The organism is Nocardia sp. NPDC050793, assembly GCF_040654065.1.
Taxonomy (GTDB): Bacteria; Actinomycetota; Actinomycetes; order Mycobacteriales; family Mycobacteriaceae; genus Nocardia.
In genome coordinates this window covers 125,888-151,390 of sequence record NZ_JBFAHG010000012.1, presented here as the reverse complement: position 1 = coordinate 151,390, position 25,503 = coordinate 125,888, and the positions used below count along the sequence as shown (strand labels likewise).

At 66.6% G+C, this 25,503-nt stretch carries 32 protein-coding genes; 17 read left to right on the top strand and 15 right to left on the bottom strand.

The genetic code is table 11. The annotated features are described in order from the left end of the window. Positions 1–113: 113 nt before the first annotated feature. Both AB0H50_RS31295 and AB0H50_RS31290 read left to right on the top strand, forming a co-directional pair. Positions 114–1,358, top strand: a complete 1,245-nt coding sequence (locus AB0H50_RS31295; protein ID WP_357459732.1) for a helix-turn-helix domain-containing protein — start codon at positions 114–116, stop codon at positions 1,356–1,358. 95 nt (positions 1,359–1,453) lie between these two features. Then, complete coding sequence (locus tag AB0H50_RS31290) at positions 1,454–1,615, top strand: hypothetical protein (RefSeq protein ID WP_357459730.1); 162 nt, start codon at positions 1,454–1,456, stop codon at positions 1,613–1,615. A 288-nt stretch (positions 1,616–1,903) separates the two neighbouring features. On the opposite strand, the gene AB0H50_RS31285 is transcribed toward AB0H50_RS31290, so the two are convergent. The 6 genes from AB0H50_RS31285 to AB0H50_RS31260 form a co-directional block, all read right to left on the bottom strand. After that, the gene (locus tag AB0H50_RS31285) at positions 1,904–2,449 is read right to left on the bottom strand and encodes a hypothetical protein (RefSeq protein ID WP_357459729.1); all 546 of its coding nucleotides are present in this window, start codon (positions 2,447–2,449) and stop codon (positions 1,904–1,906) included. Then, positions 2,436–2,903, bottom strand: a complete 468-nt coding sequence (locus tag AB0H50_RS31280) for a F0F1 ATP synthase subunit B (RefSeq protein ID WP_357459726.1) — start codon at positions 2,901–2,903, stop codon at positions 2,436–2,438. The genes AB0H50_RS31285 and AB0H50_RS31280 overlap by 14 nt, the downstream gene beginning before the upstream one ends. A 4-nt stretch (positions 2,904–2,907) precedes the next feature. Further along, complete coding sequence (atpE, locus tag AB0H50_RS31275; protein WP_068063744.1) at positions 2,908–3,168, bottom strand: ATP synthase F0 subunit C; 261 nt, start codon at positions 3,166–3,168, stop codon at positions 2,908–2,910. Positions 3,169–3,233: 65 nt separating this feature from the next. Beyond that, positions 3,234–3,956, bottom strand: a complete 723-nt coding sequence (gene atpB, locus AB0H50_RS31270) for a F0F1 ATP synthase subunit A (protein ID WP_357459724.1) — start codon at positions 3,954–3,956, stop codon at positions 3,234–3,236. Further along, entirely contained in the window at positions 3,953–4,378 is a 426-nt protein-coding gene (locus AB0H50_RS31265) for a hypothetical protein (RefSeq protein ID WP_357459722.1), read from the bottom strand. The genes atpB and AB0H50_RS31265 overlap by 4 nt, the downstream gene beginning before the upstream one ends. A 152-nt stretch (positions 4,379–4,530) precedes the next feature. After that, on the bottom strand, positions 4,531–4,920 hold the full coding sequence (locus AB0H50_RS31260) for a nuclear transport factor 2 family protein (RefSeq protein WP_357459720.1): 390 nt from the start codon (positions 4,918–4,920) through the stop codon (positions 4,531–4,533). A 73-nt stretch (positions 4,921–4,993) separates the two neighbouring features. On the opposite strand from AB0H50_RS31260, the gene AB0H50_RS31255 reads away from it, so the two are divergent. Further along, on the top strand, positions 4,994–5,683 hold the full coding sequence (locus AB0H50_RS31255) for a TetR/AcrR family transcriptional regulator (protein WP_357459718.1): 690 nt from the start codon (positions 4,994–4,996) through the stop codon (positions 5,681–5,683). A 106-nt stretch (positions 5,684–5,789) separates the two neighbouring features. Here the strand turns inward: AB0H50_RS31255 and AB0H50_RS31250 are convergent, their stop codons facing one another. Beyond that, positions 5,790–6,434 carry a dihydrofolate reductase family protein gene (locus AB0H50_RS31250; RefSeq protein WP_357459716.1) on the bottom strand — a complete coding sequence of 215 codons (645 nt, stop codon included), beginning with the start codon at positions 6,432–6,434 and terminating at the stop codon, positions 5,790–5,792. Between the two features lie 58 nt (positions 6,435–6,492). Between AB0H50_RS31250 and AB0H50_RS31245 the strand changes: the two genes are divergently transcribed. Then, complete coding sequence (locus AB0H50_RS31245) at positions 6,493–7,029, top strand: helix-turn-helix domain-containing protein (protein WP_357459713.1); 537 nt, start codon at positions 6,493–6,495, stop codon at positions 7,027–7,029. Between the two features lie 58 nt (positions 7,030–7,087). Here the strand turns inward: AB0H50_RS31245 and AB0H50_RS31240 are convergent, their stop codons facing one another. Continuing rightward, entirely contained in the window at positions 7,088–7,669 is a 582-nt protein-coding gene (locus AB0H50_RS31240) for a TetR/AcrR family transcriptional regulator (protein WP_357459710.1), read from the bottom strand. A 119-nt stretch (positions 7,670–7,788) separates the two neighbouring features. Here AB0H50_RS31240 and AB0H50_RS31235 point away from each other — a divergent pair, with 119 nt between their 5' ends. The 5 genes from AB0H50_RS31235 (at position 7,789) to AB0H50_RS31215 (ending at position 13,992) form a co-directional block, all read left to right on the top strand. Continuing rightward, the gene (locus tag AB0H50_RS31235) at positions 7,789–8,211 is read left to right on the top strand and encodes a nuclear transport factor 2 family protein (RefSeq protein ID WP_357459707.1); all 423 of its coding nucleotides are present in this window, start codon (positions 7,789–7,791) and stop codon (positions 8,209–8,211) included. A gap of 736 nt (positions 8,212–8,947) precedes the next feature. Then, complete coding sequence (locus AB0H50_RS31230; protein WP_357459704.1) at positions 8,948–9,538, top strand: DUF3558 family protein; 591 nt, start codon at positions 8,948–8,950, stop codon at positions 9,536–9,538. A 360-nt stretch (positions 9,539–9,898) separates the two neighbouring features. Next, positions 9,899–11,446, top strand: a complete 1,548-nt coding sequence (locus AB0H50_RS31225) for a GMC family oxidoreductase (RefSeq protein WP_357459702.1) — start codon at positions 9,899–9,901, stop codon at positions 11,444–11,446. Between the two features lie 12 nt (positions 11,447–11,458). Next, positions 11,459–12,754: an aminotransferase class III-fold pyridoxal phosphate-dependent enzyme gene (locus AB0H50_RS31220; protein ID WP_357459700.1), complete on the top strand. Its 1,296-nt coding sequence runs from the start codon at positions 11,459–11,461 to the stop codon at positions 12,752–12,754. Between the two features lie 119 nt (positions 12,755–12,873). Then, positions 12,874–13,992 carry an MFS transporter gene (locus AB0H50_RS31215; protein ID WP_357459698.1) on the top strand — a complete coding sequence of 373 codons (1,119 nt, stop codon included), beginning with the start codon at positions 12,874–12,876 and terminating at the stop codon, positions 13,990–13,992. A gap of 279 nt (positions 13,993–14,271) precedes the next feature. On the opposite strand, the gene AB0H50_RS31210 is transcribed toward AB0H50_RS31215, so the two are convergent. Together AB0H50_RS31210 and AB0H50_RS31205 are read right to left on the bottom strand one after the other, a co-directional pair. Continuing rightward, on the bottom strand, positions 14,272–14,526 hold the full coding sequence (locus AB0H50_RS31210) for a hypothetical protein (protein ID WP_357459695.1): 255 nt from the start codon (positions 14,524–14,526) through the stop codon (positions 14,272–14,274). Beyond that, positions 14,523–15,566: an HNH endonuclease family protein gene (locus AB0H50_RS31205; RefSeq protein ID WP_357459693.1), complete on the bottom strand. Its 1,044-nt coding sequence runs from the start codon at positions 15,564–15,566 to the stop codon at positions 14,523–14,525. Before AB0H50_RS31205 ends, AB0H50_RS31210 begins: the two co-directional genes overlap by 4 nt. Before the next feature lie 361 nt (positions 15,567–15,927). On the opposite strand from AB0H50_RS31205, the gene AB0H50_RS31200 reads away from it, so the two are divergent. The 5 genes from AB0H50_RS31200 to AB0H50_RS31180 all read left to right on the top strand — a co-directional run bounded on the left by AB0H50_RS31200 (position 15,928) and on the right by AB0H50_RS31180 (position 19,978). Continuing rightward, positions 15,928–16,545 (top strand): hypothetical protein, encoded by a 618-nt coding sequence (locus AB0H50_RS31200; protein WP_357459691.1) that lies wholly within the window; start codon positions 15,928–15,930, stop codon positions 16,543–16,545. A gap of 188 nt (positions 16,546–16,733) precedes the next feature. Beyond that, positions 16,734–17,717, top strand: a complete 984-nt coding sequence (locus tag AB0H50_RS31195) for a helix-turn-helix domain-containing protein (protein WP_357459688.1) — start codon at positions 16,734–16,736, stop codon at positions 17,715–17,717. A gap of 119 nt (positions 17,718–17,836) precedes the next feature. Next, entirely contained in the window at positions 17,837–18,520 is a 684-nt protein-coding gene (locus tag AB0H50_RS31190; RefSeq protein ID WP_357459685.1) for an alpha/beta hydrolase, read from the top strand. 322 nt (positions 18,521–18,842) lie between these two features. Beyond that, on the top strand, positions 18,843–19,088 hold the full coding sequence (locus AB0H50_RS31185; RefSeq protein ID WP_357459683.1) for a hypothetical protein: 246 nt from the start codon (positions 18,843–18,845) through the stop codon (positions 19,086–19,088). 227 nt (positions 19,089–19,315) lie between these two features. Further along, positions 19,316–19,978, top strand: a complete 663-nt coding sequence (locus AB0H50_RS31180) for a serine protease (protein ID WP_357459680.1) — start codon at positions 19,316–19,318, stop codon at positions 19,976–19,978. Positions 19,979–20,066: 88 nt separating this feature from the next. On the opposite strand, the gene AB0H50_RS31175 is transcribed toward AB0H50_RS31180, so the two are convergent. Continuing rightward, positions 20,067–20,600 (bottom strand): FHA domain-containing protein, encoded by a 534-nt coding sequence (locus AB0H50_RS31175; protein ID WP_357459678.1) that lies wholly within the window; start codon positions 20,598–20,600, stop codon positions 20,067–20,069. 370 nt (positions 20,601–20,970) lie between these two features. Further along, positions 20,971–21,159, bottom strand: a complete 189-nt coding sequence (locus AB0H50_RS31170) for a hypothetical protein (RefSeq protein WP_357459675.1) — start codon at positions 21,157–21,159, stop codon at positions 20,971–20,973. A gap of 191 nt (positions 21,160–21,350) precedes the next feature. Here AB0H50_RS31170 and AB0H50_RS31165 point away from each other — a divergent pair, with 191 nt between their 5' ends. From AB0H50_RS31165 to AB0H50_RS31155, 3 genes are read left to right on the top strand one after another with little or no spacing between them, the layout of a single operon-like run. Further along, entirely contained in the window at positions 21,351–22,190 is an 840-nt protein-coding gene (locus AB0H50_RS31165) for a MetQ/NlpA family ABC transporter substrate-binding protein (RefSeq protein WP_357459877.1), read from the top strand. Continuing rightward, positions 22,187–23,182 (top strand): methionine ABC transporter ATP-binding protein, encoded by a 996-nt coding sequence (locus AB0H50_RS31160; RefSeq protein ID WP_357459672.1) that lies wholly within the window; start codon positions 22,187–22,189, stop codon positions 23,180–23,182. Before AB0H50_RS31165 ends, AB0H50_RS31160 begins: the two co-directional genes overlap by 4 nt. A gap of 2 nt (positions 23,183–23,184) precedes the next feature. Then, the gene (locus AB0H50_RS31155) at positions 23,185–23,847 is read left to right on the top strand and encodes a methionine ABC transporter permease (RefSeq protein WP_357459669.1); all 663 of its coding nucleotides are present in this window, start codon (positions 23,185–23,187) and stop codon (positions 23,845–23,847) included. Positions 23,848–23,854: 7 nt separating this feature from the next. Here the strand turns inward: AB0H50_RS31155 and AB0H50_RS31150 are convergent, their stop codons facing one another. The 3 genes from AB0H50_RS31150 to AB0H50_RS31140 all read right to left on the bottom strand — a co-directional run bounded on the left by AB0H50_RS31150 (position 23,855) and on the right by AB0H50_RS31140 (position 25,429). After that, entirely contained in the window at positions 23,855–24,361 is a 507-nt protein-coding gene (locus tag AB0H50_RS31150) for a GNAT family N-acetyltransferase (RefSeq protein ID WP_357459667.1), read from the bottom strand. A gap of 83 nt (positions 24,362–24,444) precedes the next feature. After that, on the bottom strand, positions 24,445–24,888 hold the full coding sequence (locus AB0H50_RS31145) for a DUF4189 domain-containing protein (protein WP_357459664.1): 444 nt from the start codon (positions 24,886–24,888) through the stop codon (positions 24,445–24,447). A 91-nt stretch (positions 24,889–24,979) separates the two neighbouring features. Next, entirely contained in the window at positions 24,980–25,429 is a 450-nt protein-coding gene (locus AB0H50_RS31140) for a DUF4189 domain-containing protein (RefSeq protein WP_357459661.1), read from the bottom strand. Positions 25,430–25,503: the final 74 nt, after the last annotated feature.

Genomic DNA, 25,503 nt, shown 5'->3' with positions numbered 1-25,503 from the left:
CACGGGAGGGGCGGGGTTGTGATGCAGTTCACGCTAGGTCTGGAGGCATCGTTGCGGTATGTCCCGACGCCTAGTCTTTGAATGAAAGTATGTGCGGTGGCACACTGGCGTTCATGAACGATCCGACGCCGCCGGAGCTCGTCGAGCTCATGGGCGACGTGGCCGAGGCGATGCTGGCCGACGTCGACGAGCTCGTCGCCGAGATGGACGCCGCGGAGATCGAACTGACGCCGACGGTGGGCGCCGACGCGGCACTCGTGGCGGACATGTCGGCGAGCAACCGCGCCAATGCTGTGCGGGTGTTGACCATGTTCGCCCGTCGCGACGCCAAGACGTCGCCGATCGACGTACCGCCCGAGGCGCTCGACGTCGCCCGTACCGTCGCGCGGCGCGGCATCGATCTCGACGTGATCTTCCAGTCCTACCGGCGCGGGCAGAACGTCGCCTGGCGGCGCTACATGGCGCACGCCATTCGCGTGGTCCCGTCGGGCCCGCTGCTCGTGCAGCTGCTGGAGATCTCCTCCCAGCGCATGTTCGAGTACGTCGACCACGTCATCAGCCGGGTCATCGCCGCCGCGCAACGCGAGCGCGAGGAGGTGCTCGGCGGCGCTCTCGCGCGGCGCACCGAAACCGTCCGGCTGATCCTCGACGGCGCCCCGATCGACAGCGGGCGGGCCGGCGAACGGCTGGGATACGAGCTCGCCCGGCTGCACACCGCGCTCGTGTTGTGGGCTCAGCCGCCCGGTGAGATCCAGGGTGCTCTGGAGGCCGCGGCCACGATGCTGGCGCGAGCCGCCGGTGCGCGGCCTCCGCTCACGCTGTCCGCCGGAGCCTCCACGCTGTGGGCGTGGTTGGGTACCGACTCCGAGCCCGCGGTCGACGCGCTGCGCGAGGCGCTCGACCGAGCGCAACCGGGCATCCGTGTCGCCGTCGGCCCCACTCGTCCCGGCATCGCCGGCTTCCGCCGTTCGCACGATGCGGCTGTTGTCGTTCACAATCTGCTGGCGGGGCACCAGGGCGGCGCACGGCTCGCGCTCTACCGTGATCTGGAGGTCACCGCGCTGGCCGCGCAAAACCATGATCGCGCAGCCGAATTCGTCGCGGCGACACTCGGTCCGCTCGCCGCCGACACACCCGGCGCGGAGCGCTTGCGCGAGACCCTGCGGGTCTTCCTCGACGAAGCCGAGAACGGGCCCCGCGCCGCCGCCCGCCTGCACACGCACCGCAATACGGTGCTGCAGCGCATCGCCCGCGCGACCGAACTGCTCGGCCACCAGCCCGGCGAACGCAGGCTGGCGGTCGAGCTGGCTCTCGAACTCGCCCATCAGATCGGTCCCCGGGTGCTCAACCGGGCTTGATCCGCGCGACGACTCCGGCGAAGCCGCCGCCGACGTCATAGCTGTGGCCATGGGCTCTCCGATCTATCGGTGTTGCCGTTCCGATCGGCGACGAGATGAGGAATCGCGCTACGATCGTCGTGCAACTGGCCTTCGAGGCAGGTGACCGGCTCCTCGACGTCGCGTTCCGGCGCTCGCCGACCGGAGACGACGTCACGATCGACGAGGCGCGACGCCTCGTCGCCGCCTACCTCGAGACGTACGCGTCGCAGGACTGACGCGCCGCCCGATCACGCTTCGCGCGAAAAAGGGCATCCACGGCCTGCGGGAGTGGGTCCGTTGCAACTGCCGCCGGTACACCGGCCCGACTCCGCTGGAAGAAGTGTTCAGCTCGCCGATTCTTCCGCCGGAGTCCTGAACGGGCAGAAGGCAATTCACGCCGGACTACACACCCCGATGCGATAGTTCCTGGCGCGCACCGAGTCATCTCGGGGCGGACCGCTGAATGCCGCAGCGCCCGGATCGTGCATCGATCCGAGCGCTGAAACTTCGTTAACGGCAACGATTTACGGCGAGCCGCGGTGTTCCTCGGCGAGCCTCGCGTGCACCGCCAGTTCGTCCAGGAACCGGTCGATACTGCCCGAAACAGCGCTCGGCGCGTCGAGACGTTCACGCACCACGTACTCGGCGCGGTCGAGCACCGCCGCGATCAGGTCCTGCCCGAGCTCCTCCCGCAACTGCCGATTCACCTGCGCGACACGGTCCGCGCCGTAGCCGCGCACCCGATCGACCTCGGCGGCCGCGGTTCTGCGCAGCTCCGCGAGGATGCGTTCCGCGTCGGCGCGGGCCTCCTCGTGGATATGGGCCACCTCGGTGCGTGCCGTCGCGGCCGCTTCGGCGAAAGCCCGTTCGGCGGCGGCCAGTCGAGCCGTCGCTTGCGAGCTCTCCTCCAGTTGCGTCCGAATCGCCTGCTGGGAGCGCAGCATCGCCGCTTTCACCTGCGGCACAACCCATTTGACCAGCGCGCCGACGATGACGGCGAAGCCGAGCAACTGACTCAGGAATACCGGCCAGTTCCAGGTGATGTCGTAGATGCCGTCACGTTCGCTCACCGGCGCCACCTCCGATCACTCGGTCGGCCAGTTCACGAGCCAGCGGATCGATGTGTCCGCGCAGCCGCGCAGCCGCCGCGTCCGCATCGGCCCGCAGCTGGTTCACGGCTCCGGCGACCATCTCGTCGGACTCATCCCGCGCTCGCTCGCGTGCGGCGTGCAGGATCGCGCGGCCTTCGTGTCTGGCCTGTTCGCGCACCCGCGCGGCCTCGCCGCGAGCCTGCGCCACCGAGGACCGCAACCGATCCTCGGCCGCCTCGAAGAGCTCCCGCGCCCGCTGCCCGTCGACGGCGGTCTCGGCGACACGGGCCTCCCGCTCGGCGAGCACATCGCGGATCGGTGGCACCACGAACAGCCAGACGACCGCGAGCACGAGCAGGAAGATCGACAGTTCGACGAAGAAGGTTCCGTTGGGGATCAGGAAGTTCTGTTCCGCAAGGGTTCTCGTGCTCATGTCATTACTTTCCCGGCGCGGCGAAGGCGAACAGCGCCATGAACGTCAGGTTGATGAAGTACACGGCGTCGACCAGGCTCACCGCCATCAAATAGTTACCGCGCAGCCTGCCCTCGGCCTCCGGTTGCCGGGAAACGCCGTTGATCAGCGCCGAACCCGCCATCCCGTTGCCATACCCCGCGCCGATCGCGCCGCCGACCATCATCAGTCCGCCCGCGAGCAGGGCCGCCGCCTGGACGATCGTCTCATGGGTCACGTCTGCCATTTCTGTTCTTCCTTTCCCCGTTGAATAGGAATGTGTGGCCGGAATGCGAAGGCGCCCGGCGCGATTCAGTGGCTCTCGTGCTCGCGCACGGTGGCCTGACCGAAGTAGAGGATGGTGAGCAGCGCGAAGATGAAGGCCTGGATGAGCCCGACGAACAGGTCGAACAGTTTCCACGCGGCGTTCGGGGCCCAGCTGAGCCAGGCAGGCAGTAGCGCGATCACCGAGATCATCACCCCGCCCGCGAACATATTGCCGAACAACCGCAGCGCCAGCGAGAGCGGTTTCGCCAGCTCCTCGATAACGTTGATGAAAACCATTGGCCCCCAGCCGGTATGCCCCTTCAGCACCTGCTTCACATGCCCGATCGGACCGCGCCGCGCCATACCGGCGGCCTGGTAGCAGACGAACACGAACAGGGCGAGCGCGTAGGTGAAGTTGACGTCGGCGGCGGGCGGTTTGATCAGCTCACCGTCGCCGTACTGCACAGGCAGCACGGACAACCAGTTCGACAGCAGCACGAAGACGAACAGCGTCACCGCCAGCGGCAGCACGAAAGGCGCGACCCGAAGGCCGACAGCGCTTTCCACCTGACCGCGCAGCTGCACCGTCACGGTCTCGAAGAACAACTGCACCCCGTTCGGGACGCCGGACGTCAGCCTGACGCGCAGCCAGAACGCGAGCCCCAGCACGACAGCGGCCGCGACCACGGTGGCGAGGATGGTGTCCACATTGAACGCCATACCGAATAGGTATGTCGTTTCATGGTGTCCCACTTCCACTTTCGTCATCGTGCACCTCGCACAACCGACGCCGACACGGCGAGCAGCACGGCCACTTGGAAAGCCGCCAGCCCGAAGAGAATGCCGAAGCCATCGGGTCGCGCGAGGACACCCACGATCAACGCGAGTCCCGTGATGCCGAACAACCGCACCCCGCTCGTCGCCGCCAACCACTCCTTGCCCGACGCGGTGCCACCACCCGAAATCCGCGCTACGGCGACCCGGGTGAGCCACGCGTTGACGTAGCCCAATCCCACTCCCGCACAAACGAATAGGCCTAACACCAGGCGATCCAGCATCCCGGCCACCGCCAGAACCACGGTTCCCACTCCGACGGAGACGAAGATCGGACGACGGTCCGCACCGACCGACATAAACCCTCCCATAGCAATGATGTGATGCTCTGTAGTAGGAGCACTACATCCGGTCACACCCCCATTCTCTCTTACTACTTCCCGTAGTACAAGAGGTTTCGGACAAATCGGACATTTACGCGCCTACCTCCCCCGCCCGAGCTGCGCAACTTCGGCCGCGACCCGGGACGGCACAGTCGATCGGCCCGCCCGAACCGCAGGTGCGGTCGCTAGAACATCCCGTTCTGGTTCAACGCATCCTCGGGGATGTCCTGCATGACATCCCAGTGCTCGGCCAACCTGCCGTTGTCGAGACGGAAAATATCCATGATCGCCACCCCTGGCCGACCAGGGAGGCGGACCGCGTGGACATGTGCGACAACGTAATCACCCTCGGCCACCATGCGTTTGACCTCCACCGACAGCGCCGGGAACGTCTCCTTCAGAAAGGCCAGTCGCGCCTGAAGCCCTTCGACTCCGTCCGCGATGAGCGGGTTGTGCTGGATGTAATCGTCGGACAGGTATCGGCGCGCGGCGCCGAAATCCTTTCTGTTGAAAGCGGCCTCGTAGAAGGCCGCGACGATCTCCTTGTTCGGGTTGGACATGCGGTCAGTGGTCATCAGATCGGCTCCTAACTGAACAGCTGTAGCGCTACAACCGTAGCGCTACAGCTGGACGAATACAATGGCGGCCATGGCGGATGATCAGGCAGACAACCGACGATCGCGCGGGCGCAACCCGCGCGGCCAAGGCGAGCGCTTGCGCGAGGAGATCGTGGTCGCCGCGATGGGGATGCTCGACGAGCTCGGCGACGACCAAGCGCTGTCCATGCGTGCGGTGGCTCGCGCGATCGGCACCGCGGCCACGTCGATCTACCTGCACTTCGAGGATCGGGACACCTTGGTTCTCGCGGTGCTGAACCGGTGTCACGACGATCTGATGCGGGCGATGACGCAGGCCGAATCGAGCCAATCGGACCCGGCAGATCAATTGCGCTCGCGGACAATGGTTCTCGGCGAGTGGGCGTATCGCCACCCTGGGCTGTACACGGTGCTGCACGAGAGCGCCCTCAACCAGCGCACGGACATGGCCTTCCGGAAGGAGCTGGCCGACGGCACCGTCGCCGCCGTGCGGCGATGCATGGACGCCGGCCTAGTTCCATCCGGGGACGCCGCCGAAGTCGCGCTGGACCTGCGAGCCGCCGTGCACGGTGCGGTGTCGATGCGTCTGCACCAGCCGGATCAGCCGTGGCCGCCACTCGAAGAGCAGGTCGAGCGCTTCCTCACCAAGCTCGTCGGTGTGCGGCGGCCACAGGATCGACGGACTGCGGCCACTCGGCGCGAGTCGCAAGGCCAAGCAGTAGTTGGCAAGCGGTCCACATGAGCTGGTTATGGTCATCAGACAAGTTGGCCGCCAACGATTTCCAGCGATCGAACCGATCCGGTGGTGGAGTCGACCGGTCGCCGAAAGGCCACCGGCATCCACCGAATCACTTTCGCCAGAAGAAGTGATGCGTCACCCCGCTCGGGCTCGGGATCCGCTCCAGATGGAAGCGGTCGACGAATTCGTCGGGGCTCGTCCACAACCTTTCACCGCGGCCGAGTTCGACCGGCGCGACGGCGATGTGCATCGTATCGATCAGGTCGGCGTCGAGGAATTCACGGACCGTGGCGACACCACCGCCGATTCGCACGTCCTTGCCGTCGGCGGCGTCGAAAGCCCGAGCCAGCGCTTCCTTCGGCGACGCGTCGAGGAAGTGGAATGTGGTGTCCCCCAAAGTGAACGAGGGTCGCACGTGGTGGGTGAGGACGAACACCGGCGTATGGAAAGGCGGTTCGTCGCCCCACCATCCCTGCCAGTCGTAGTTCTCCCACGGGCCTCGCTGCGGGCCGAATTTGTTGCGCCCCATGATCTCCGCGCCGATGTTGTTGCGGAAGTCGCGGGTGCAGTAGTCGTCGAGGCCGTAGGTGCCCCCTGGGTCGGTCCGGGTGGGCCAGTGTGCGGTGGCGCCCGCCCAGGAGAAGAGCGCACTCGGATCGGCGTGGCCGAACGGACGCTCGAAGCTCTGCCCCTCCCCCGAACCGTATCCGTCGCTGGACACGTTGAAGTTCTGAACGCGGACCAACTGTGTCATCAGGATCCCTTTCTGGTTGCAATATGCAATCGGTTAGGAACCTACCTAGACTGATCCCATGGCGCAACCAGTTGTTCACGACAAGCTGCCGGTACCTCCGGGCAAATCGGGCTGTCCGATCAATAGGACGATCGAGCTCCTCGGGGACCGATGGAGCCTGATCGTCTTGCGCGACATCATGTTCGGCGGCAACACCCACTTCCGCGAACTGCTCAACGCGTCCATCGAGGGCATCGCGTCGAACATTCTGGCCAACCGCCTCGCGAAACTCGTCGACGCGGGTCTGCTCACCCGCCACGACGACCCGAGCCACCGCCAGAAGGTCGAGTACCACCTCACCGAGGCGGCGATTCAGCTCGTCCCCGTCATGGCCCAGCTCGGCGCGTGGGGCGCACGCTGGCTGGACACCACGCCCGAACTGACCGTCCGTGCCGAGCTGCTCGCCGCGGGCGGCCCCCCGCTCTGGGAGCGATTCATGACCGAACTCCGCGCCACCCACCTCCCCGGGGCGCCGGCACCCGCCGACGGAGTACTCGCGGAACTGACCGCCGCGTACCACGAAGCGGTTGCGGCCGCTGACTCCAGCGGCGAATAAAGCCTCGACTCGACTCGCCAACAGCGCCGGAAAGCCCTTTGGCTGAGGATAATTGGGGTCAGCTCGAGGGCGCGGCGAGCCCGGCGAAGATGATCGACAGCACTCGCCGTTGCCGATGCGGTTCCCACCCGCCGCGCACCGCACCCTGCGTAGTGCTGATCAGCAGCGCGAGAACGTCGTCAGCGGTGACGTCTCGATCGACGGTCCCGACGGCTTGTGCCTTGACCAGCAATCTCGCCAGCGCGTCGGCGAATCCGCCGATCGCGGAGTCGATGGGGACGGCAGTCCCCACGCCGGCGAGGAGTTCGACGACCGTCTTCTTTTCGGCCGCCTCGGCGACGAGATGCGTGAAGAACGTGAACAACGCGGTGGCAGGATCGCCGTCGCGGACGAGCCGGTCCGCTTCGTCTTCGAGTCCGCGCAGCAGGTCTTTGACGATGGCGGCCAGCAACTCCTGCTTGGTGGGGAAATGACGGAAGACCGTGCCGACCGATACTCCTGCGCGCCGGGCGATTTCCTCGGTCGATCCCGCGAAGCCTTGATCGCCGAAGACCTGCTCGGCCGCAAGGAGGACGCGGGCGCGGTTACGTCGCGCATCCGCTCTGCGCGGTACGGCGCTACCGGATTCGTTGGACGCCAACGATTCCCATCCTTCCGCGAACCCTGGACAAACGGAGTGCCGACTCATATTCTCATAGCGAAAACGGAGTCACCACTCATCTTGCGGCGGCGCCGGTTGCCGGGGGAAGGAACCCAACCATGACTGAGCAGACGTCGGCCGAACAGCTGTTCCACCGGTTTCTCCGGTACGTGCTCAGCGATCCCGCCGAGCCGATCGATGCGGAGCTGTGGGCGACCGACGTGGTGATCGAAGTCCCGTTCACCCCCGGGGGGATGCGGCGCATCGAGGGGCGCGACGGCTTTCTCGCGCTCGCCGAAGAGGGTCGCCGAGCGCTTCCGGTGCGCTTCGAGGAGGTCCGCGACGTTGTCGTCCATCGCAGCGTCGACCCGGACGTCGTCATCGGCGAGTACGAGCTGGCAGGCACCCTCACCACGACGGGGCAGCCCGCCTCAGCACGGTTCATCAGCGTGCTCACCGCAGGCAACGGGCAGATCGCGCGCTGGCGTGAATATCAAGACACCTTCGCAATGCTCACCGCCCTGGGCCCGCGGTGGTCGTGATCCCCACAGCACCAACGACATTCGGCGCAGTAGTCGCTATTCGGGCCCCATCTGACCTGTCGGATGGTTCCGATCCGGATCGAGCCAAGCGGCCACGGCTTTCCAATCGGCCGGAGTGAGATGCCGGCGAGCCGGTCCGTCCAATCCGCAGCGGTACGCGCCCAGGTAGATATGCCGGTCCGTTCCCGTCAGCAGACCGCCGCATCGGGAGCACCGTGAATGAGTCATTTTCGCAAAAACCAATCTTGCCAGCGGATAGTTGCCGTGGCGGATCACCGGGACGAATCCGGAGCGTCCGGACCGACGTACCATGCCCAGACAAGCGAATCCTCCTATCTCTGCCGAGCACAGACTCCTATACGCAAGGCGGCTCCCACGACGGTGAAATGACCGTCAGACATACCTATTTTTGTTGCACGCCCACCCGACCTCCACGGCAAAACGGGGGGATCCGCCAAGAGGCACGTCGCGTACGTCGGCGAGGTTCTCCACAACAGCCCGCGGCGATACCGGCGGTCAAACGGATCGCAAGTTGGCTCCGCTCCGCAACCCACGGGGCCATCCGGGCGCGCGGGGTGAGTTCGAGTTCCGCCAGGATGTGTTCGACGGTGCGAATCTCGTCGCGGGCTGTGCGTCGAGCGCTCGGGCGATGACAATGCCCGGCACTCGTCGGCGGCTGTGAGGATGGCAGCACGCCCGCGGATCTGGTGTGATCGGTGTCAGGGAGGAGTTCGTGATGCCGAGTTCTGTGAGTGACCGCCCGTGGATCCTCGGAGTGGTCGGTGCCGCCGTAGTCGCCGCGACGGCGGCCGCATGCGGCACGGATGGTAATCCGAGCCCGTTGTCGAGCACCCCCACCACGTCGCAGGTCTCACCGCCGCCGTGGGCCCTGACCGATCTCACCTATCATCCGTGCAGCGTGCTGGGCCCGGACGAGACCGCACGCTTCGTGCTCGAGCCCAGCGGCAAGCAGGCCACGCCCCCGCGGGAGCTGTCGAGCTGCTCCTGGTTGTCCATCCAAACCGGGCCGTCCGGCAGCTTCACCCTCCGATTCGCCCCGGCCACCGGCGATCTCAGCGACCTCGAACAGCGCAGAGTTCGTGATCCGCTCGAGCGGACGATCACGATCGCGGGCCGCCGAGCCGCGCTGGCGCCGACCCTGCGGCCCGACGGGCGCAACGGCAGCTGCTCGCTCTACGCGTCCGTGCCTTCCGGCGGATCCTTCTACCTGGGTATCGCCGTCTCGGGCATCGGCACCGGCGTGGACTGGGACGTCTGCGCGAAAACCATCGACGTCGCGACCGTCATCGCTTCCCGCCTACGCTGAGCTGGGCAGTGACTACCGAATCGGCTCGATATGTGACGAGCATCACTACCGAATGGAAGCGGTTTCGGCATACCCGAAGCGTTCGGCGCAACGATCTCGACTGGTCCACCGCCCCGCGCCAGGTCGGTGCCGATTCGTCGGGCGCGGCCCATCTCGGTCCGACCGCACGGGCGTGAGCCGCAGCTATGCCGCAGGCAACCGCGCACCGGTTCCGTTGGGGCACAGTTCAAGTGCTGTTTGCTATCGGTCCGCGCGAGCGAGCCTACTGTGGCGTTAGGGCACGAGGGGGTGCCCGATTCGCCAGAAGTCTTCTAATTCGTTGCTAGGCAACGACTTCGACAGCGTCACCGAGGGGGTCTCGTGACCGACGATGTGGGGAACTACTACGACTACTGTGTGATCGGCGGTGGTGCGAGCGGCTTGGTCGCCGCCACCGAACTCGCCCGATCGGGGCGGACGGTGCTGGTGCTGGAAGAAGGTCAAGCCGTCGTACCGGGGACCGATCTGCGGGTCGCGGAGCGAAACTGGCAGATGGCCTGCGCGCCCGGCGATCCGGCGCGGCCAGCCAATCCGTGGACCGCGCGCGGGCTGGGCGGCGGCACGATGTTCTTCGCGGCCATCGCCTTTCGCTACCGCGAGCTCGATTTCGACGCCGGCTCCTACCTCGCCGGTGACGCGTTGCCCGCGCGCTGGCCGATCGGGTATCAGGATTTGCGGGCCTGCTACGACGAGATCGAACGGCGGTTGGGTGTCGCGAGATCGCAGGCCGGTGATCCGTGGCAGCCGCCGTCGGCCGCGGCGCCCTTGCCGCCACACGAATTCGATGCCCGCGGCCGAGGCATCGCGGCGGCGGGTCGTGAGCTCGGGTTGCGGCCGTTTCCGACGCCGCTGGCGATCAACTCGCGTCCCTACCGCGGCCGCCCGGCCTGCGGCGGGTGCAGCACCTGCACCGAACACGCCTGTCCCACCGGGGCGAAATCGGATGCGGTGCGCGGCATTCTCGATCAGTCCGAGGTGCGCGCGACCATCCGAACCGGCGCGCGTGCGCTGCGATTGATCGGCGGACGACCGAACCAGCTGACGGCCGTCGAATGGGTCGACACCGTCTCGGCGCGGCGGCATGTCACTCGGGCCGGCGGTTTCGTGCTCGCCGCCAACGCCGTTCAGACCGCCCGGCTACTGCTGGCCTCGCACACGCCATGGGCGCCCGAGGGCGTCGGCAACAGCTCGGGTCTGGTCGGGACCGGGTTGTCGCTGAAACTGAGCTGCTACCTCAGCGGCGATCCGGACCGGGACCCCGATTCCGGTCGCGGCGGCCCACATTCAACCGTCGCGTTCACCGACTACTACCTGCACCCCGACATGCCCGGGCTGCTCGGCGGCATCATCTATCAGGCCAACCCGGTGCGCGGCGACCGTGCGGGCGCGTTGCGCTTGCACGTGCTCGCCGGGGATCAGCCGATGCGTCGAAACCGGGTGCGACTGCGCAATACGAGTGACGAGTTCGGTGTGCCTCATCTGCTGATGGACTACCGGATCCATCCGAGCGACGCCGAGCGGCTGCGTTTCCTCGCCGATCGAGCGTCCGACATACTGCGCACGGCGGGCGCGCGACGAATCCGATTCCAGCCGAGTGGTTTTCACCGGGGCAGCCGACATCTGCACGGAACCTGTCGCGCCGGTGACGATCCGCGGCATTCGGTGACCACGCCGGAGGGCAGGCTGCACGACGTCGACAACGCGCACATCGTCGACGCGAGCGTGTTCCCCTTCGCCGGTGGCGTGAATCCGGTGCTCACCATTCAGGCCAACGCTCTGCGCATCGCCCGCGGCCTGACCGGACGCGCGGCGGAACCCGCGATCGCAGCTGCCCCGGCCGCCGACCTACCAGCTCCCTCCTATCTCTGAGAGGAATCCGCTATGCCGACGATGTCCGCACTGCTCGAGCGAGCCGAGTCCGTAACGACCAGTCCGCGATGGGATCTCGAGAAGCGCTTCCCGGTGGTGGCCGACCGCGCGAAGGGTTGTCACGTCTGGGACGCGGACGGCAACCGCTACATCGACTACACCTCCTGCAGCGGCGCCGCACCGCTGGGCGCCGCACACCCCGCGGTGGTCGAGGCCGCCGTGGCCGCCCTGCGCAACGGCGGGATCGTGCCGTGCACGCTGTCGCAGGCGCGGATCGAGACCGCCGAACAACTCATGCCACTGTTCCCGTTCGCCGACCGCGCGCGATTCTTCCGGACAGGTTCGTGCGCGACCACCGCCGCGGCGCGCATGGCGCGGGTCCACACCGGCCGCAGATTGATCCTGACCAGCGGCTTCCACGGCTGGCACGACTGGCATCTGCAGTCCGCGTTCGGCGGTCTGCCCGACCGTGACCGGGAGACCATCGACTTCGGCTACGACCTCGATCGGCTCGCCGAGATCCTCGCGACGAGATGGTCGGATGTGGCGGCGGTGTTCGTCACTCCCGAGGTCAACTTCTTCCCGCCCGCCTACCACGTCGAGTTGGCGCAATTGGTGCGTGGCCACGGCTGCCTGCTGATGGTGGACGAGGTGATGACCGGCCTCCGATACCGGCTCGGCGGATACGCCACGGCCGCCGGGATCGACCCCGACCTGATCACGATCAGCAAGGGGCTCGCCAATGGCATGGCGTTGTCGGCGGTCCTCGGGCGAGGTGAGGTCCTCGACGGCGCCGATTCCGCCTACCTCGGCTACACCTATCAGCGCGAGGTGACGCCGTTCGCGGCCGCCGCCGCGTCGCTGCGGATCTTCCGTTCCAGCGAAGACGATCCGATCGGCCGGATGCATGCCGCGGGCCGCGCGCTGATCTCGGGACTGAACGAACTCTTCGAGCGCACGTCGGTGCCCGCGGTCGCGTTCTCGTGGCCGTCGATGTTCCGGGTGCTGTTCGCCTCCGACGAGATCGGCGAGGCGTTCTATTCCGGACTGCTCCGCCGCGGCGTGCTGATGGAGTACGGTGGCGTGCACATGATTTCGGCCGCCACGTCGAGTGCGGACCTCGCCTACACCCTGGAAGCCGCCCACGACAGTCTGACCGAGGTCTTGCGCACCGCGCGACCGCACTCGAACGGCTCCGCCCGGGTCGGCGACGCGGACGCCCACGCCCTTGCGTACCGGGCATTCGGCGCGACCCCGGCAACTCTCGAGAAGTGGTGGCCAGGCTTCGCGCCGGCACCGCCGAACTGACTCGAGGGCGAAGCGGGCGACGGCATGTCCCGCGCTGGGGAAGGGAGGGCTCGCGGGTGACGGTGACCTTCGATGTGACGCGGACGCGGTGGCACGCGGCATTGTGGTCGGTTCGGTCGATGTTCTTGTTGACCGGCATCCTGTTCGCCACCTGGGCCGCACGCACGCCCACGATCAAGGACGAATTCGGGCTCGACGACGCCGGATTGGCGGTGGCCTTCGCCGGGTTGAACGTCGGCGCGGTGCTCGGCCTGCAGTTCGGCAAGATCCTCACCCTGCGGTTCGGCAGCCGCGCCACCCTGCGAGCGAGCATGCCGGTGTTCGCGCTGACCCTCTCCGGGCTGCTGCTCGCGAAGACCCCGGCCGCGCTGACAGTCGCGGTCGGGGTCTTCGCGGTAGCGAACAGCGTGGTGGATGTCGCGATGAACGCGCACGGCGTTGCGGTGGAGAAGGTCGCCGGGCGGTCGCTGCTGTCCGGGATTCACGCGTTCCACAGTCTGGGCATGATCAGCGGGTCGCTGCTCGGGGCGGGCGCGGAACGGCTGGAAGTGGGTCTGGCACCGCACTTCCTGGGAGTCGGCGTGCTGGCGATCGTTGCGGCCGCGGTCGGCACGCGGTGGCTGTTGCCCTCGGCAGCCGACCGGAACCCCGAGGGTTCAGCGCGCGGCGGAGGGGGTCGGCGCCAGTGGCCGGTCCGGTTGGTCGTGCTCGGCCTGCTGGCCTTCTGCGTGGCGTTGGCGGAAGGGGCGGCCAACGACTGGACCCCGGTGTATCTGCGTGACGAGACGCACGCCAGCACGACCGTCGCGGCCCTCGGCTTCGCCGTGTTCGCCGGTGCGATGTTCCTCGGCCGGCTGCTCGGGGATTCGCTGGTGACCCGGTACGGTCCGGTGCGGCCGTTCCTGTTCGGTACCGCGGGGGCCGGGCTCGGATTGGCTGTCGCTCTCCTGGTCGGCGGCACGGTGCCCGCGCTGTTCGGGTTGGCGCTGTTCGGGTTCGGGATCTCCTACACCCTGCCGCTGACCTTCGCGGCGAGCGGCGGCGTCCATGGCGTCGCCCCCGCCCGGGCCATTGCGAACGTATCCGTGCTCGGCTACCTCGGCTTCTTCACCGGCCCGGTACTGATCGGCTTCGTGGCGCATCGGTACGGGCTGACGGCCGGTCTGGCGGTGCCCGTGCTGTTCGTCCTGCTGGCGGCCACGGGTGCGCGTGCGCTGCGTGCCTCGACGCTGAAATAACCCGCACGCGATAGCGCGCAGACTTCACGCCAGCCCCTGCCGCGCACCGGATCCCGGCCACCTCGAAGAGAGGGGCAGGCCCATTGAACGGATCCGGCGTCAGGCTGCTGCTGTCACAAGCCGTCGAATAACGTGAGCTGTTCACGCCCGGCGGCTGCGGCACGCTGTTCGGCGTGTTCGCGGATCGCGCACGTCGGGCCGATGCCCTCGGCGACCGGACGGGCCGAGAGCAGCCAGCCGTGGCAGCGGCAGCCGTGCGCAACCTCTGGCGGAATGGACTTACTGTTCGGGTGGGAGGTGTTGGGCGACGAGCTGGGTGTGGTAGATCGCCAGGTGGGCGGGTGAGTCGAGGTGTCGTGTGGCGCCGCTGATGGTGTGCCACTGCTCGGTGTGCGGGTAACGGGCATGGGCGCTGGCCTGGCCGTCGTCGGTGACGGTGGAGCGGAGCTCGACCTCACCGATGAGAACGCCGGCGTCCTCGGTCTCGAGCCCGTCGGGGGTTGTGGTGAGGATCGTGGTCATCTCATCGCTCACGAGGTGCATCCGTTCAGCTGGGTTTGCAGCGTGTCTTTCTCGGTCTGTTGCGCCGAGAGCTGCCACGCTGATTTCGAGGCGATCCACATTTTCGTGTAGGTGCAGCGGTAGCTGGCGTTGGTGGGCAGCCACTGGGAGGGGTCCTGGTCGCCTTTGGACCGGTTCGACGAGGCCGAGACCGCGATGAGCTGCGGATTGGTCAGGTCGTTGGCGAAGTCGCGGCGCTGCTGGGTCGTCCAGCTCGACGCGCCCGAGCGCCATGCCTCGGCCAGTGCCACAACGTGGTCGATATCCACCGACGAGGAAGAGGTGAGGGTGGTGTTGTCGTAGGGGGAGTACCAGGATCCGGCGGTCGGGGCGCAGTCGCCACCGACTTGCACACCGGTGCCGTCACGCATCAGTACCGTCTCGCGGGTATTGCAGTTCCCGGAGATCGTGATCCAGTGCGGGAACAGATCGCGCGAGTAACCCGACATCGATCCTTCGGGCGCGACGGTCAACCCGTTCAGCATCGATTGTGCCGTTGCCTTGGACGGGATGTTCGGCGGCGTCGCCGAGGCCGTCCCCGAGCCCGGCATCATGAGCGCGGCCGCCACAACGGCAGCGGCGATCCCCATCACCTTGTGCGTCATCTGAAAACTCCTTGGTTCATGAATGATTCGGCACTGGCTGGTGACGGTATCGGGGAAGACCATCGATCGGGCAACCACGGATTGGCCGTGAAGTGAAATGGAAAATGACATGAAATCCGAAGCAGCAGAACAAGTTACGGTCAAACCCTTGACATGTCCCAGAATCGGCGGAGCGCACGCACTCGCAAGCCCGGCAGCGGATCGCGTGAGGTGCGGAGACATTCGCCCGAGCTTGTGGATCGGCACTACGGACTGATCGAAGAGCGTGCCATGCAACGCTATTCGTGACCCGCAGGCATGACCCCTCGGCGACGCGATCAACGTTGCACAGCCGAAAACCCGCTCAGGACGATCGGCAGCGATTCTGGCTTCTGTTTGCAGCTCGCCCAGGGCGGCCTGCAAGATCATCGGAACCTGCTCCGATTCTGCCCATCGAGCCGGGTAACCCCGAACTTCTCCGCGCGATGCCCTCGATCCCCGATCACCTGACACGCCGATAAACCGTCGGACACCTGCGGGTCGAATGCCGTAAATTGGCCTTGACATCGACACGGATGTCGGAAGCTCCCTGACCAACCACGTTGGGAGGGGAACGGTCGATCATGAAGGCGGCCGGACTCAGGCACTGCGCACGACCTCGGTCAGCCGCAGTTGCGAGCTCGTCACGAATCGAATCGCTTCAAGAAGCATCCCAGCTCAGCCTTTTCACTGTGCGGTCCGAGGGGTCATCGCACCGATGACCCCGGCAGATTCAGAGGAGGAGGAGAAAATGATCAGTGCATCCTGCAAGCTCCCGTGGGACGCAAAGAACGCGGCGTTGATCAAGGGTGATGAGGTATGGCACACCGACTGGTCAGGTCAAACGCTGAGCATCGCGGAATGGGTCGGGCGAAACTTCACCGGCAACCTTCCCTCCTGGAAGGCGGTCGACGCGGCCATGCAACTGCCATGGAGCACGAAAAACGCCGCGCTGTTCAACGGCGATCAGGTATGGCACACCGACTGGTCAGGTCAAACGCTGAGCATCGCGGACTGGGCCTCCCGCAACTTCACGGGGAAACTGCCGGACTGGAGCAGGATCGATGCCTCCTGCAAACTCCCCTGGGACGAGAAGAACGCGGCGCTGTTCAACGGCGATCAGGTTTGGCACACCGACTGGCCGGGTCAAACGGTCGACATCGGGGAATGGGTCGGGCGCAACTTCACCGGCCACTTCCCCTCCTGGGACAGGGTCGATGCGGCCATGCAACTGCCATGGAGCACGAAAAACGCCGCGCTGATCAACGGCAACCAGGTATGGCACACCGACTGGCCAGCCCAGACGCAAAACATCGCCACCTGGGTCCGGAGTAATTTCGGCGGTAGCCTCCCCAACGGATGGAACTGAGCAGTAGACAGGCCGTCACCGGCCATGAACTGCGCTGATGCACACAGGACGGGCCCCCGCTCATCTGAGAGCGGGGGCCCGCACTTATCTCTGCCGTGAGCTCGACAACCGCCTCGTCACCCAAATGTAGGAGGGTGCGACTTCAAAACCTGACACCATCGCCGTGCCGCCGAGGAGAATGGCGAACTGTGCCGGATATCGTTGCATCGACCGATGAGGTCGAATCCGCTGAGCGGGAACACTATTGGCACCACGTGCTGGGCGCTACCTTCGCGCCGGTGGAGCTGGAGGATTGGTGTCGCTCCCCGGAGCCGGCAGCGCGGTTGGAAGGGACGGTCCGCGGGAGATTGCTCTTCGCCGAGTTGAAAGCGAGCCCGCACAGACATCGGCGGACTCCGCGCTGCATCCAGCAATCGGATGCGACGTTCTTCCAGATAGCGGTCCTCACCGAGGGCGCGGCCTCGCTCGAGCAGGACGGGCGGTTTGCCGAGCTGACACCAGGCGATTTCGTCGTCTACGAGAACTCGCGGCCGTTCACGTGGACATTCACCCGGCCGTGGTCGGTGTCGGTGCTCTCGGTACCATCGGATGCGGTGCGGCTCACTGACGGAGAGCGGCGCGCTGCGAGCGGACGTGTGTTGTCGGGCCGGCACGGATTATCCGGAGTGGTCGGCAGATTCGTCCTCGACCTGATTCGTCATGGTGCGGATCTGGCGGAAGCCCAGTCCGAGGAGGTACTCGCTCGCACCACCGATCTCGTACTGTGCCTGCTCGCCGAACCCGGCGGAGACCGGTATGCGGATGCGGCGCAGCGGAGCCTGATGACGCGCATCAAGGCCTATATCGAGCAGCGTCTTCGTGACTCGGCATTGAGTCCGGCCGAAATCGCTGCAGCAGCGAACATTTCGATCCGCTACCTGCACAAGCTGTTCCAAGCGGAGAACGAATCGGTCGCGCTGTATATCCGCCGTCGCCGTTTGGCGTGTGTGCGCGAGGAACTGCTCGATCATCGGCTCGCCCAGCTGAGTATCGCGGCCCTGGCTCACCGCTGTGGGTTCGGTGACATCAGCGGCTTCAACCGGGCATTCCGCGCGGCCTATGGGATCAGCCCGGGCGAGATGCGGCGTGGTCACCCGGGGCAGCGCTCCCACCTGGGCACACCGATGCAGTGATGCACTGCCGTCCGTGCCTTGTGCATCGTCGTCCGCGTCAGGACGATCCGGGACCGCCGACGATGTGACCGGCAGTGTCGGTGCGCGATCCCGCCACCCTGCCGATGAGGGAGGTTGCCATGAGCAAACCCACGATCGTGCTGGTGCACGGTGGATTCGTCGATGGAGCCGGGTGGCGCCTGGTGTACGACGAGCTCACCCGAGACGGTTTCAGGGTGCGCGTGGTGCAGAACCCGACCAAGTCGCTCGCCGACGACGCCGCCACGACCCGTCAGATCATCGACGACATCGACGGAGACGTGGTGCTCGTCGGGCACTCCTACGGCGGTGCGGTCATCACCGAGGCCGGCACCCACGACATGGTGAAGACCCTTGTCTACATCACCGCTTTCGCACCCGACCAGGGCGAATCGGTCAGCACTTTGATCGCTACCTTCCCGCAGGACGGGCCGCAGCCGCCGATCCTTCCGCCCAACGACGGCTACCTGTTCCTGGACCGGGCCAAGTTCCACGACTCCTTCGCCGGCGACCTTTCCGCGCAGGACGCCGCATTCTTGGCCGACTCCCAGGTCCCCTGGGGGCTGGACGCGCTCGGCGGCACCATCAGTGAAGCCGCCTGGCGGGTGAAGCCCAGCTGGTATCTGCAGGTCACCGAGGACAAGATGATCCCGCCCGCGGCCCAGGCCTCGATGGCCGAACGCATCGGCGCGAAGGTCATCGAGACCCCGGGCAGTCACGCCGTTTACGCCTCCCGTCCCGAGGTTGTCGCCGGCCTCATCCGTACCGCGGCCGACGCGATCTAGGCGTACGCCGCGCGAGTGGCCGCCTCAGCTCATGAGGGACGGCCACTCGCCGATCCGACCGCCGGGTCCCGTCGTTTCGCGGTGTCCAGGTACTCAACGCACGCTCGTGCCCCGACCCGCGTCGCCGAGCGCATTCCGCAATAGCGTCCGCGCCGCCCGTTCGATTCCCGGACAGGGCAGCGACGCATGGTTCCCCCCGAGGTCTGAGCATTTCCAACCCGCGGGAGGAAGATCTTTCGCGCACACTGCGGGGAGAGTTGGTGGTGTCATTCCGGGACGCCTTTCCGGGGTGTCTCGAAAGCGCTCAGTTGAAGGAAAGATCATGAAATCAACCAAAATGCGCGCAGCCGTCGCAGCGGTAGCAATCGCACCTATGATCGCCCTCGGCTCAGGCGTTGCTACCGCGGCCCCGGCCGTCGAACCTCCTGTGCCCGTCCAGGTGGCGCCCGCCTCCGACCAAGTTCCCGCGCAGATCGAGCCGGCCCTGTTGTGGTGGAACCCATTCCTGTGGTGGGTCTGCTTCATTCCGCCGGTCTTCCCGTTCTTCACGCCTATCTGCTTCGCGTGACCGAGTAGCAACGCGACAATGCCGAAAACGCCGCGCGTCACTCACCAGGTGGTGTGGTGACTTGTAGTAGTAGTGCTTAAGCAAAGCAGCACCTCCGACCGGACTCGATGCCAGAGGAAGCACAACGACAAGGCCTGACGCCGTCGCGCCGATAGGTCTTGTGCGAGAAATATGCCGACGTAATTCGCGCCGCACGGGAGCCCGCGGCCTCAGCGATGGGATGGACAATGTTCAGGAAACTCGCAGTGGCCGCCGTCGCACTCGCGGCAGGCGTTGTGCCTGCCGGGGCGCAAACAGGCATCGCGCATGCCTCGAGCCCGGCGGTGCTCGGCGGCGGCTCCGGCATCGTCATCGGCAACCAGGGCGTGTGCACGCTCACCACGATCGGGCACGATGCCGCGGGTCGCCTGGTCGGTCTCACCGCGGGTCACTGCAGTCAGGCGGGTACCTCGGTCGTCGCCGAGGCCAACCGTGACGCCGGCGTCGTCGGCACCTTCGCCTACACGAACGCGCATATGGATTACGCCGTCATCGAGTTCGATCCGGACAGCGTCATTCCCGTGAACCGCGTGGGCAACACGACGATCACCGAATTGGGCGGTCCGGCGCAGTTCCCGGACATCGCCTGTAAGCAGGGCTACACCACGGGCCAGACCTGCGGACTTGCCTACGGCGATGTGTTCCAGAGCAACAACTGGGCATGGACCCAGATCTGTGTACTACCCGGCGACTCCGGCGGGCCGATCATGGTCGGGACGACGTTGGTCGGCATGGTCAACGGCTACCTGTACGTGCCGTGCCTCGGACCGCAGCTGGGCGGGAACATGGCCGCCATCATCGATGACATCGACACACGCGGTGGCGTCGGCGCGGGCTACGACCCGATCTGACCCGCCACCGCACCGACCGAAAGGAGTCGCCGCTTCGCGCCGGGCGCCGAGGCCGCGAACGGACATCACCGAATTACCGGCCGGAGCCCTACCGATCGTGGTAGTCGATCACGCCGCTCTCGATGGCACGTTCGACCAGGAACACGCGCTTCTGATTCGGCGGCAGGGCTTCGACGTCGAAAATCTTGAACAACGCTCGCATGTGGGTCTTGACCGTGGCGACGCTCAGGCACAGCTCATGGGCAATCTGCCAGTTCGACGCGGGGTAGGTGAACGTGGTCTGCGAGTCGTACGGGCGACACAGCGCCTCCAGAATCAGGTACTGGGCGTCGGTCAGCGAATTACGGGTCGGCAGCCTGACCTGGACGACCGTCTTCTCGTCCTCGGACCGATGCCCGTCGGTGAAGACGAACACCGTTTTCCCGAGGCGAACCGAATCGCCGGACTCGAGCTTCCGGAAGCCGCCGATCCGCTCGCCGTTGACGAAGGTCCCGTTCATCGACAGACCGTTGTCCATGACGACCCAGCGGTCGCCGACGCGCTCGAAGATGGCGTGCAGACGGGAAACGGTCGCATCGGCGGGCACGGTGATGTCGGCGGCCTCCGACCGCCCGATCGTCATCCGGGTCGCACCGTGATCGAGCGAAATCTCGCGCCAGACCCCGTGGCGGACCCGATGGGACAGAGTGGCACAACCGTTCGGCTGTGGCCGCGCACGCTCATGTGCTGCTGAGTACGATCCGTTCCGCAGCGCCTGTTGTCCGTATGGGGTGGACATGATGCGAGTTCCCGATCCGAAGTACCGTCATCACAACGAGCACCCGACCCATACACAGAATGCGCTATCTTTCCGCTAATTGCACGTGGTCAGCGCCTCGAGTGCGGGATTCGTGGGACTGTTCGTGCCGAGAGTCCGATTTCCGCGTCTCGTCCGGACCGCAGGTGGGACTATCCGGTGTCGGTTCGACTGTTCGCTCGACCTTGCTCGCACATCAGTTCGACTGCTCGGCCGGTATTTCCTGCGGACCCGCCGGATCGCGCGGGCCGCTGCGGGTCGGCAGCGACAGATCGTCCACGTCGATGCGGACCACCCCCTCACGGCGGTCCGCACCGCACGAGACCACACCCGCCACCGGCGCGGAGATCACCGGCACACGGCGCAGCACCCACCTTGCAGGCAAACTAGACGATCGTCCAATTATTCGCGAGGTTTTCGCTCACCGCTATCGAAATCCTTGTCGTCGCGCCGGGCGCGCCGCTTGGATTGCCAGGTTCAGAAAGGGCGGGACGGTGCGAACGCGCGGTCCCGCCCCCTCGCGACGAGCATTCGGGAGCACGAGTGAAATTCCATCGGGTAGTGGCGATCCCGGTCCTGGTAGCAACCGCGGCCCTCACCCTGACGGCGTGCGGCACCGACGAGCCGTCCTCCGGCAAGGTGGTGCGCATCGGCACTACCGACCGGGACCAGGTCTGGGACGTCTTCGAGCGGAAGGCGAAGGACCAGGGCATCACCCTCCTGATCACCAACTTCTCCGATTACCAGCAGCCGAATCTCGCGCTCGCGCAACGTCAGATCGATGTCAACCTGTTCCAGCACCTGCAGTTCCTCGGCCAGTACAACGTGTCCAGCAACGACACGCTGACTCCGATCGGATCCACCTACATCGTGCCGCTCGGCTTGTACTCGAAGAAGCACAAGTCACTGGCCGACATCCCGCAGGGCGGCCAGATCGCCATTCCGAACGATCCGACGAATCAGGCGCGGGCGCTGTTCGTGCTCCAGGCCGCCGGACTGCTGAAACTGTCCGGCGACAGCCGCCAGCCCTCCCCCGCCGACATCGACAGGGGCGCCTCGAAAGTCACCGTGACGCCGGTCGACGCGGCACAGACGGCGCTGTCGCTGGCCTCGACGGACGGCTCGATCATCAACAACACTTTCCTGGAGCGCTCCGGCATCGACCCGAATTCGGCGCTGTACAAGGACGATCCGAACAATCCGGCGGCCGAGCCGTATATCAACGTGATCGTCACCAGAGCCGAGGACAAGGACAACCCCCTCTACCAGCAGATCGTCGACGTCTGGAAAGACCCGGAAGTGCAAGCGGCGCATGCGGAGTCGACCGAGAACACCGCGGTCGCGGTGACGCGCGGCGCGCCGGAGTTGGAGCAGATCCTGCAGCGGGTGCAGCAGACCATCCGCGACGGCAAGTGAGCGCGGTCGAATTCCGCGGGGTCACCAAGGTTTTCGGCAAGGGCGCCGATCGCCAGGTCGCGCTCGACGGCATCGATCTGCGCATCGAGCGCGGTGAGATCTTCGGGGTGATCGGCTATTCCGGCGCGGGCAAGAGCACGCTTGTCCGCCTGATCAACGCGCTGGAGAAGCCGACCAGCGGCACCGTCCTGGTCTCCGGCAAACCGATCACCGGCGTGCCCGAGTCACGGGTTCGGCACATCCGGCGCGATATCGGCATGGTGTTCCAGCAATTCAACCTGTTCCGGTCGCGGACCGTCGCGGGCAATGTGGAGTACCCGTTGAAGGTCGCGGGCAGGCCGCGTGCGGAGCGCAAGGCGCGGGTGGCCGAACTGCTCGAGTTCGTCGGCCTGTCGGAAAAGGCGCGCAGCTACCCCGATCAGCTTTCGGGCGGTCAGAAGCAGCGGGTCGGCATCGCGCGTGCGCTGGCCACCTCGCCCTCGCTGTTGCTCGCCGACGAGGCCACCTCGGCGCTGGACCCGGAAACCACCGGCGAGGTGCTGCGACTGCTGCGGAAGATCAATCGCGAACTCGGCGTCACCATCGTGGTGATCACCCACGAGATGGACGTCGTTCGCGCGGTGGCCGACCGGGTCGCCGTGCTCGCGGACGGCCGGATCGTCGAGCTGGCCGAGACCTTCGACGTCTTCGCGACACCGCAAGCGGCACCGACCAAGTCGTTCGTCGGCACCGTGCTGCACAACCGGCCCGACGCCGGCGAACTGGCCGAGCTACGGAAACGCCACGGCGGCACCCTGGTGACCGTCGATGTCGACGGTCACCGCGGGCTCGGCGACGCGCTCGCACTCGCCGCGCAGGCCGGCGTGCGGTTCGAGGTGGTGTACGGCGGGGTCGGCACCTTGCAGGACAAGACCTTCGGCAGCATCACGCTGGCCCTGGACGGGCCGGACGACGCGGTGGCGAAGGTGATCGACGAACTGGAGCGGCGATAGCGATGCACACCGATTGGGAGAAACTGCGTCCGGTGCTGTCCGAGGCGATCGGCACCACCGTTTACCTCGTGTCGATCACCTTCGTGGTGGGCGGGCTCATCGGGCTGTTCCTCGGCGCCGCCCTGTACACCACGCGCAAGGGCGGCTTGCTCGCCAACGCGCCGATCAACGTGCTGCTCAACGTGCTGGTGAACGTGGTGCGGCCGATCCCGTTCATCATCCTGCTCGCGGCGCTGGGACCGGTGACGCTCGAGGTGGTCGGCACCACGATCGGCACCGAGGCGGCCGCCTTCGTGATGATCGTGGCGGCCTCGTTCGGCATCGCCCGCATCGTGGAACAGAATCTGGTCACCGTCGATCCCGGCGTGATCGAAGCGGCGCGGGCGGTGGGCGCTGGACCGCTGCGGATCATTCTGACGCTGCTCATCCCCGAGGCGCTGGGTCCGCTGGTTCTCGGCTACACCTTCGTGGTGATCGCCATCGTCGACATGTCCGCGATGGCGGGCATCGTCGGCGGCGGCGGGCTCGGCGATTTCGCCCTGGTGTACGGGTACCAGCGCTTCGACTGGCAGGTCACCCTGGTCGCCACGCTGATCATCATCGCGGGGGTGCAGGGCATCCAGTTCCTCGGCAACTGGCTGGCGCGCAAGGTGCTGCGCGGATAGCCGCCGCTCAGAGGGCCTGGACGTACCAGTCGAGCGGGCCCTCTCCGGGTTCGTCGCTGCTGCGCATGTAGTGGAACCTGGCCCGGCGGGCCACGCCGACCGAAGCGGCGTTCGCGGGATCGATCCGCAACACCACTTCCTCGGCCAGACCCGTGCGGGCCAGGTACCGGCATCCAAGGATGACCGCCTTGGTGGCAAAGCCTCGGCCGCGCCAGGCCGGATGGATGCCGTAGGTCAGGTCGGCCTGACCCGTGGCGAGATAGGGCCTTCCGGTCTGAATTTCCAGTGTTCCGATGAAGGTCGCGCCCTCGTCGATCGTGATGGCGAACGTGCGCAGCGGTCCTTGCACCGACCAGCTCGCCGCACACACCTCGAAGTACGCGATCACGCCCTCCAGCGAGCCTCGTCCTTCCCTGTGCCGGCGCGCCGGCTCAGGGTCCTCGCCGGCCAGATGCGCCTCTGCATCGGACACCTCGATCGGCCGCAGCGAGATCACACCGTCGGAAAGCTGCACGCCTCTACTATTGTCAACAAGATCACGAGTCGGCAACCGACATCCCGAAGCTTCCCGCGACGAACCGGGTGCGGGGCCGGGCCTCACCCGGCGTTCGAGGTGCAGGCCGAGAGCACGGTGCTCGCCGGGCGCGGCGAGGCGCTGCCGAGGTCGGGGAACGGCGGGGCGCTGAGACCGAGCACCTGGATCGCGGCGCGCTCCGCGCCGCCCTTGGTGGTGTCCCACGCCCAGCCGTAGCGTCCGTCGGCGCCCTGTGCCACCGCGCCGCAGGCGTTGCGGAAGTGGACGACCACCTGGCAGTCGCGCGCGCCGCACTCGCCGATCGCTCCGGCATCGGCCGCCCCGAGGCTTTCGTGGTTCACCGCGTAGGACACCGCGCCGGTGCTGCGCGAAATGGCCATGGCGCCGTAGAGATCTCCGAGCCGGGTCTCCCACGGCTGGGCCTGCTCGGCGAGCGCGGGCCCCGCACCGGCCACCACCGCTCCCGCGGCGATCGCGCCCACGAAAAGACTGCGCGACAACGACATCGGAATCCCTCCCCGTTCAACAGACTATCGACGTCAGATCATCGCCCACAGCATCGGAGATGTCCAAACCCGCTCCGCGACCGGGGTTTCCTCAGGCGATGTTCTTCGTGCACGCCGATACGGCGACCTGCGCCGCGCGCGGGGACGCGCTGCCGAGATCCGGGAAGGGCGGAGCGCTTTCGCCGAGGGAGGCGATCGCGATCTGTTCGGCTTCCTCGCGGGAGCCCGCGGCGGCCCAGCCGAAGCGTCCGTCGGCGCCGCGGGCGATGGCGCCGCAGCCGTCGACGACGTTCAGTACCAGGTCGCAGTCGTAGACGCCGCACTCGCGGATGGCGGCCGCGTCGGCCTGCACGCGGCTGGTGTGGTCCATCGCGGCCACCACTCTGCCGGTGCTCGGCGAGAGTGCGAGGGTGCCGTAGAGCTTGGGCGCCGCGTCGGCCGCACCGGCGGCGACGACCCCGAGGGCGGCGGTGGAGGACACGGCGACGGCCAGGGCCGACTTACGCAGCACGGACAACAGGATCTCCCGTTTCAGAAGCATTGACGGGGAGATCCTTGCCGAGCGTTCCCGAATTGTCCAGATATTCCGCGGTTTTCGGTCGGTAGGACCGCGCA

What these genes read in the sequence shown, in the direction of transcription:
- atpB (WP_357459724.1), bottom strand. Translation starts at nt 3,956, where the DNA reads ATGACGAAAGTGGAAGTGGGACACCATGAAACGACATACCTATTCGGT.
- AB0H50_RS31180 (WP_357459680.1), top strand. Translation starts at nt 19,316, where the DNA reads ATGTTCAGGAAACTCGCAGTGGCCGCCGTCGCACTCGCGGCAGGCGTT.
- AB0H50_RS31220 (WP_357459700.1), top strand. Translation starts at nt 11,459, where the DNA reads ATGCCGACGATGTCCGCACTGCTCGAGCGAGCCGAGTCCGTAACGACC.
- AB0H50_RS31175 (WP_357459678.1), bottom strand. Translation starts at nt 20,600, where the DNA reads ATGACGATCGGGCGGTCGGAGGCCGCCGACATCACCGTGCCCGCCGAT.
- AB0H50_RS31235 (WP_357459707.1), top strand. Translation starts at nt 7,789, where the DNA reads ATGACTGAGCAGACGTCGGCCGAACAGCTGTTCCACCGGTTTCTCCGG.
- AB0H50_RS31255 (WP_357459718.1), top strand. Translation starts at nt 4,994, where the DNA reads ATGGCGGATGATCAGGCAGACAACCGACGATCGCGCGGGCGCAACCCG.
- AB0H50_RS31190 (WP_357459685.1), top strand. Translation starts at nt 17,837, where the DNA reads ATGAGCAAACCCACGATCGTGCTGGTGCACGGTGGATTCGTCGATGGA.
- AB0H50_RS31145 (WP_357459664.1), bottom strand. Translation starts at nt 24,888, where the DNA reads ATGTCGTTGTCGCGCAGTCTTTTCGTGGGCGCGATCGCCGCGGGAGCG.
- AB0H50_RS31185 (WP_357459683.1), top strand. Translation starts at nt 18,843, where the DNA reads ATGAAATCAACCAAAATGCGCGCAGCCGTCGCAGCGGTAGCAATCGCA.
- AB0H50_RS31250 (WP_357459716.1), bottom strand. Translation starts at nt 6,434, where the DNA reads ATGACACAGTTGGTCCGCGTTCAGAACTTCAACGTGTCCAGCGACGGA.
- AB0H50_RS31295 (WP_357459732.1), top strand. Translation starts at nt 114, where the DNA reads ATGAACGATCCGACGCCGCCGGAGCTCGTCGAGCTCATGGGCGACGTG.
- atpE (WP_068063744.1), bottom strand. Translation starts at nt 3,168, where the DNA reads ATGGCAGACGTGACCCATGAGACGATCGTCCAGGCGGCGGCCCTGCTC.
- AB0H50_RS31230 (WP_357459704.1), top strand. Translation starts at nt 8,948, where the DNA reads ATGCCGAGTTCTGTGAGTGACCGCCCGTGGATCCTCGGAGTGGTCGGT.
- AB0H50_RS31140 (WP_357459661.1), bottom strand. Translation starts at nt 25,429, where the DNA reads ATGCTTCTGAAACGGGAGATCCTGTTGTCCGTGCTGCGTAAGTCGGCC.
- AB0H50_RS31205 (WP_357459693.1), bottom strand. Translation starts at nt 15,566, where the DNA reads ATGATCTTGCAGGCCGCCCTGGGCGAGCTGCAAACAGAAGCCAGAATC.
- AB0H50_RS31200 (WP_357459691.1), top strand. Translation starts at nt 15,928, where the DNA reads ATGATCAGTGCATCCTGCAAGCTCCCGTGGGACGCAAAGAACGCGGCG.
- AB0H50_RS31245 (WP_357459713.1), top strand. Translation starts at nt 6,493, where the DNA reads ATGGCGCAACCAGTTGTTCACGACAAGCTGCCGGTACCTCCGGGCAAA.
- AB0H50_RS31215 (WP_357459698.1), top strand. Translation starts at nt 12,874, where the DNA reads ATGTTCTTGTTGACCGGCATCCTGTTCGCCACCTGGGCCGCACGCACG.
- AB0H50_RS31280 (WP_357459726.1), bottom strand. Translation starts at nt 2,903, where the DNA reads ATGAGCACGAGAACCCTTGCGGAACAGAACTTCCTGATCCCCAACGGA.
- AB0H50_RS31260 (WP_357459720.1), bottom strand. Translation starts at nt 4,920, where the DNA reads ATGACCACTGACCGCATGTCCAACCCGAACAAGGAGATCGTCGCGGCC.
- AB0H50_RS31290 (WP_357459730.1), top strand. Translation starts at nt 1,454, where the DNA reads ATGAGGAATCGCGCTACGATCGTCGTGCAACTGGCCTTCGAGGCAGGT.
- AB0H50_RS31155 (WP_357459669.1), top strand. Translation starts at nt 23,185, where the DNA reads ATGCACACCGATTGGGAGAAACTGCGTCCGGTGCTGTCCGAGGCGATC.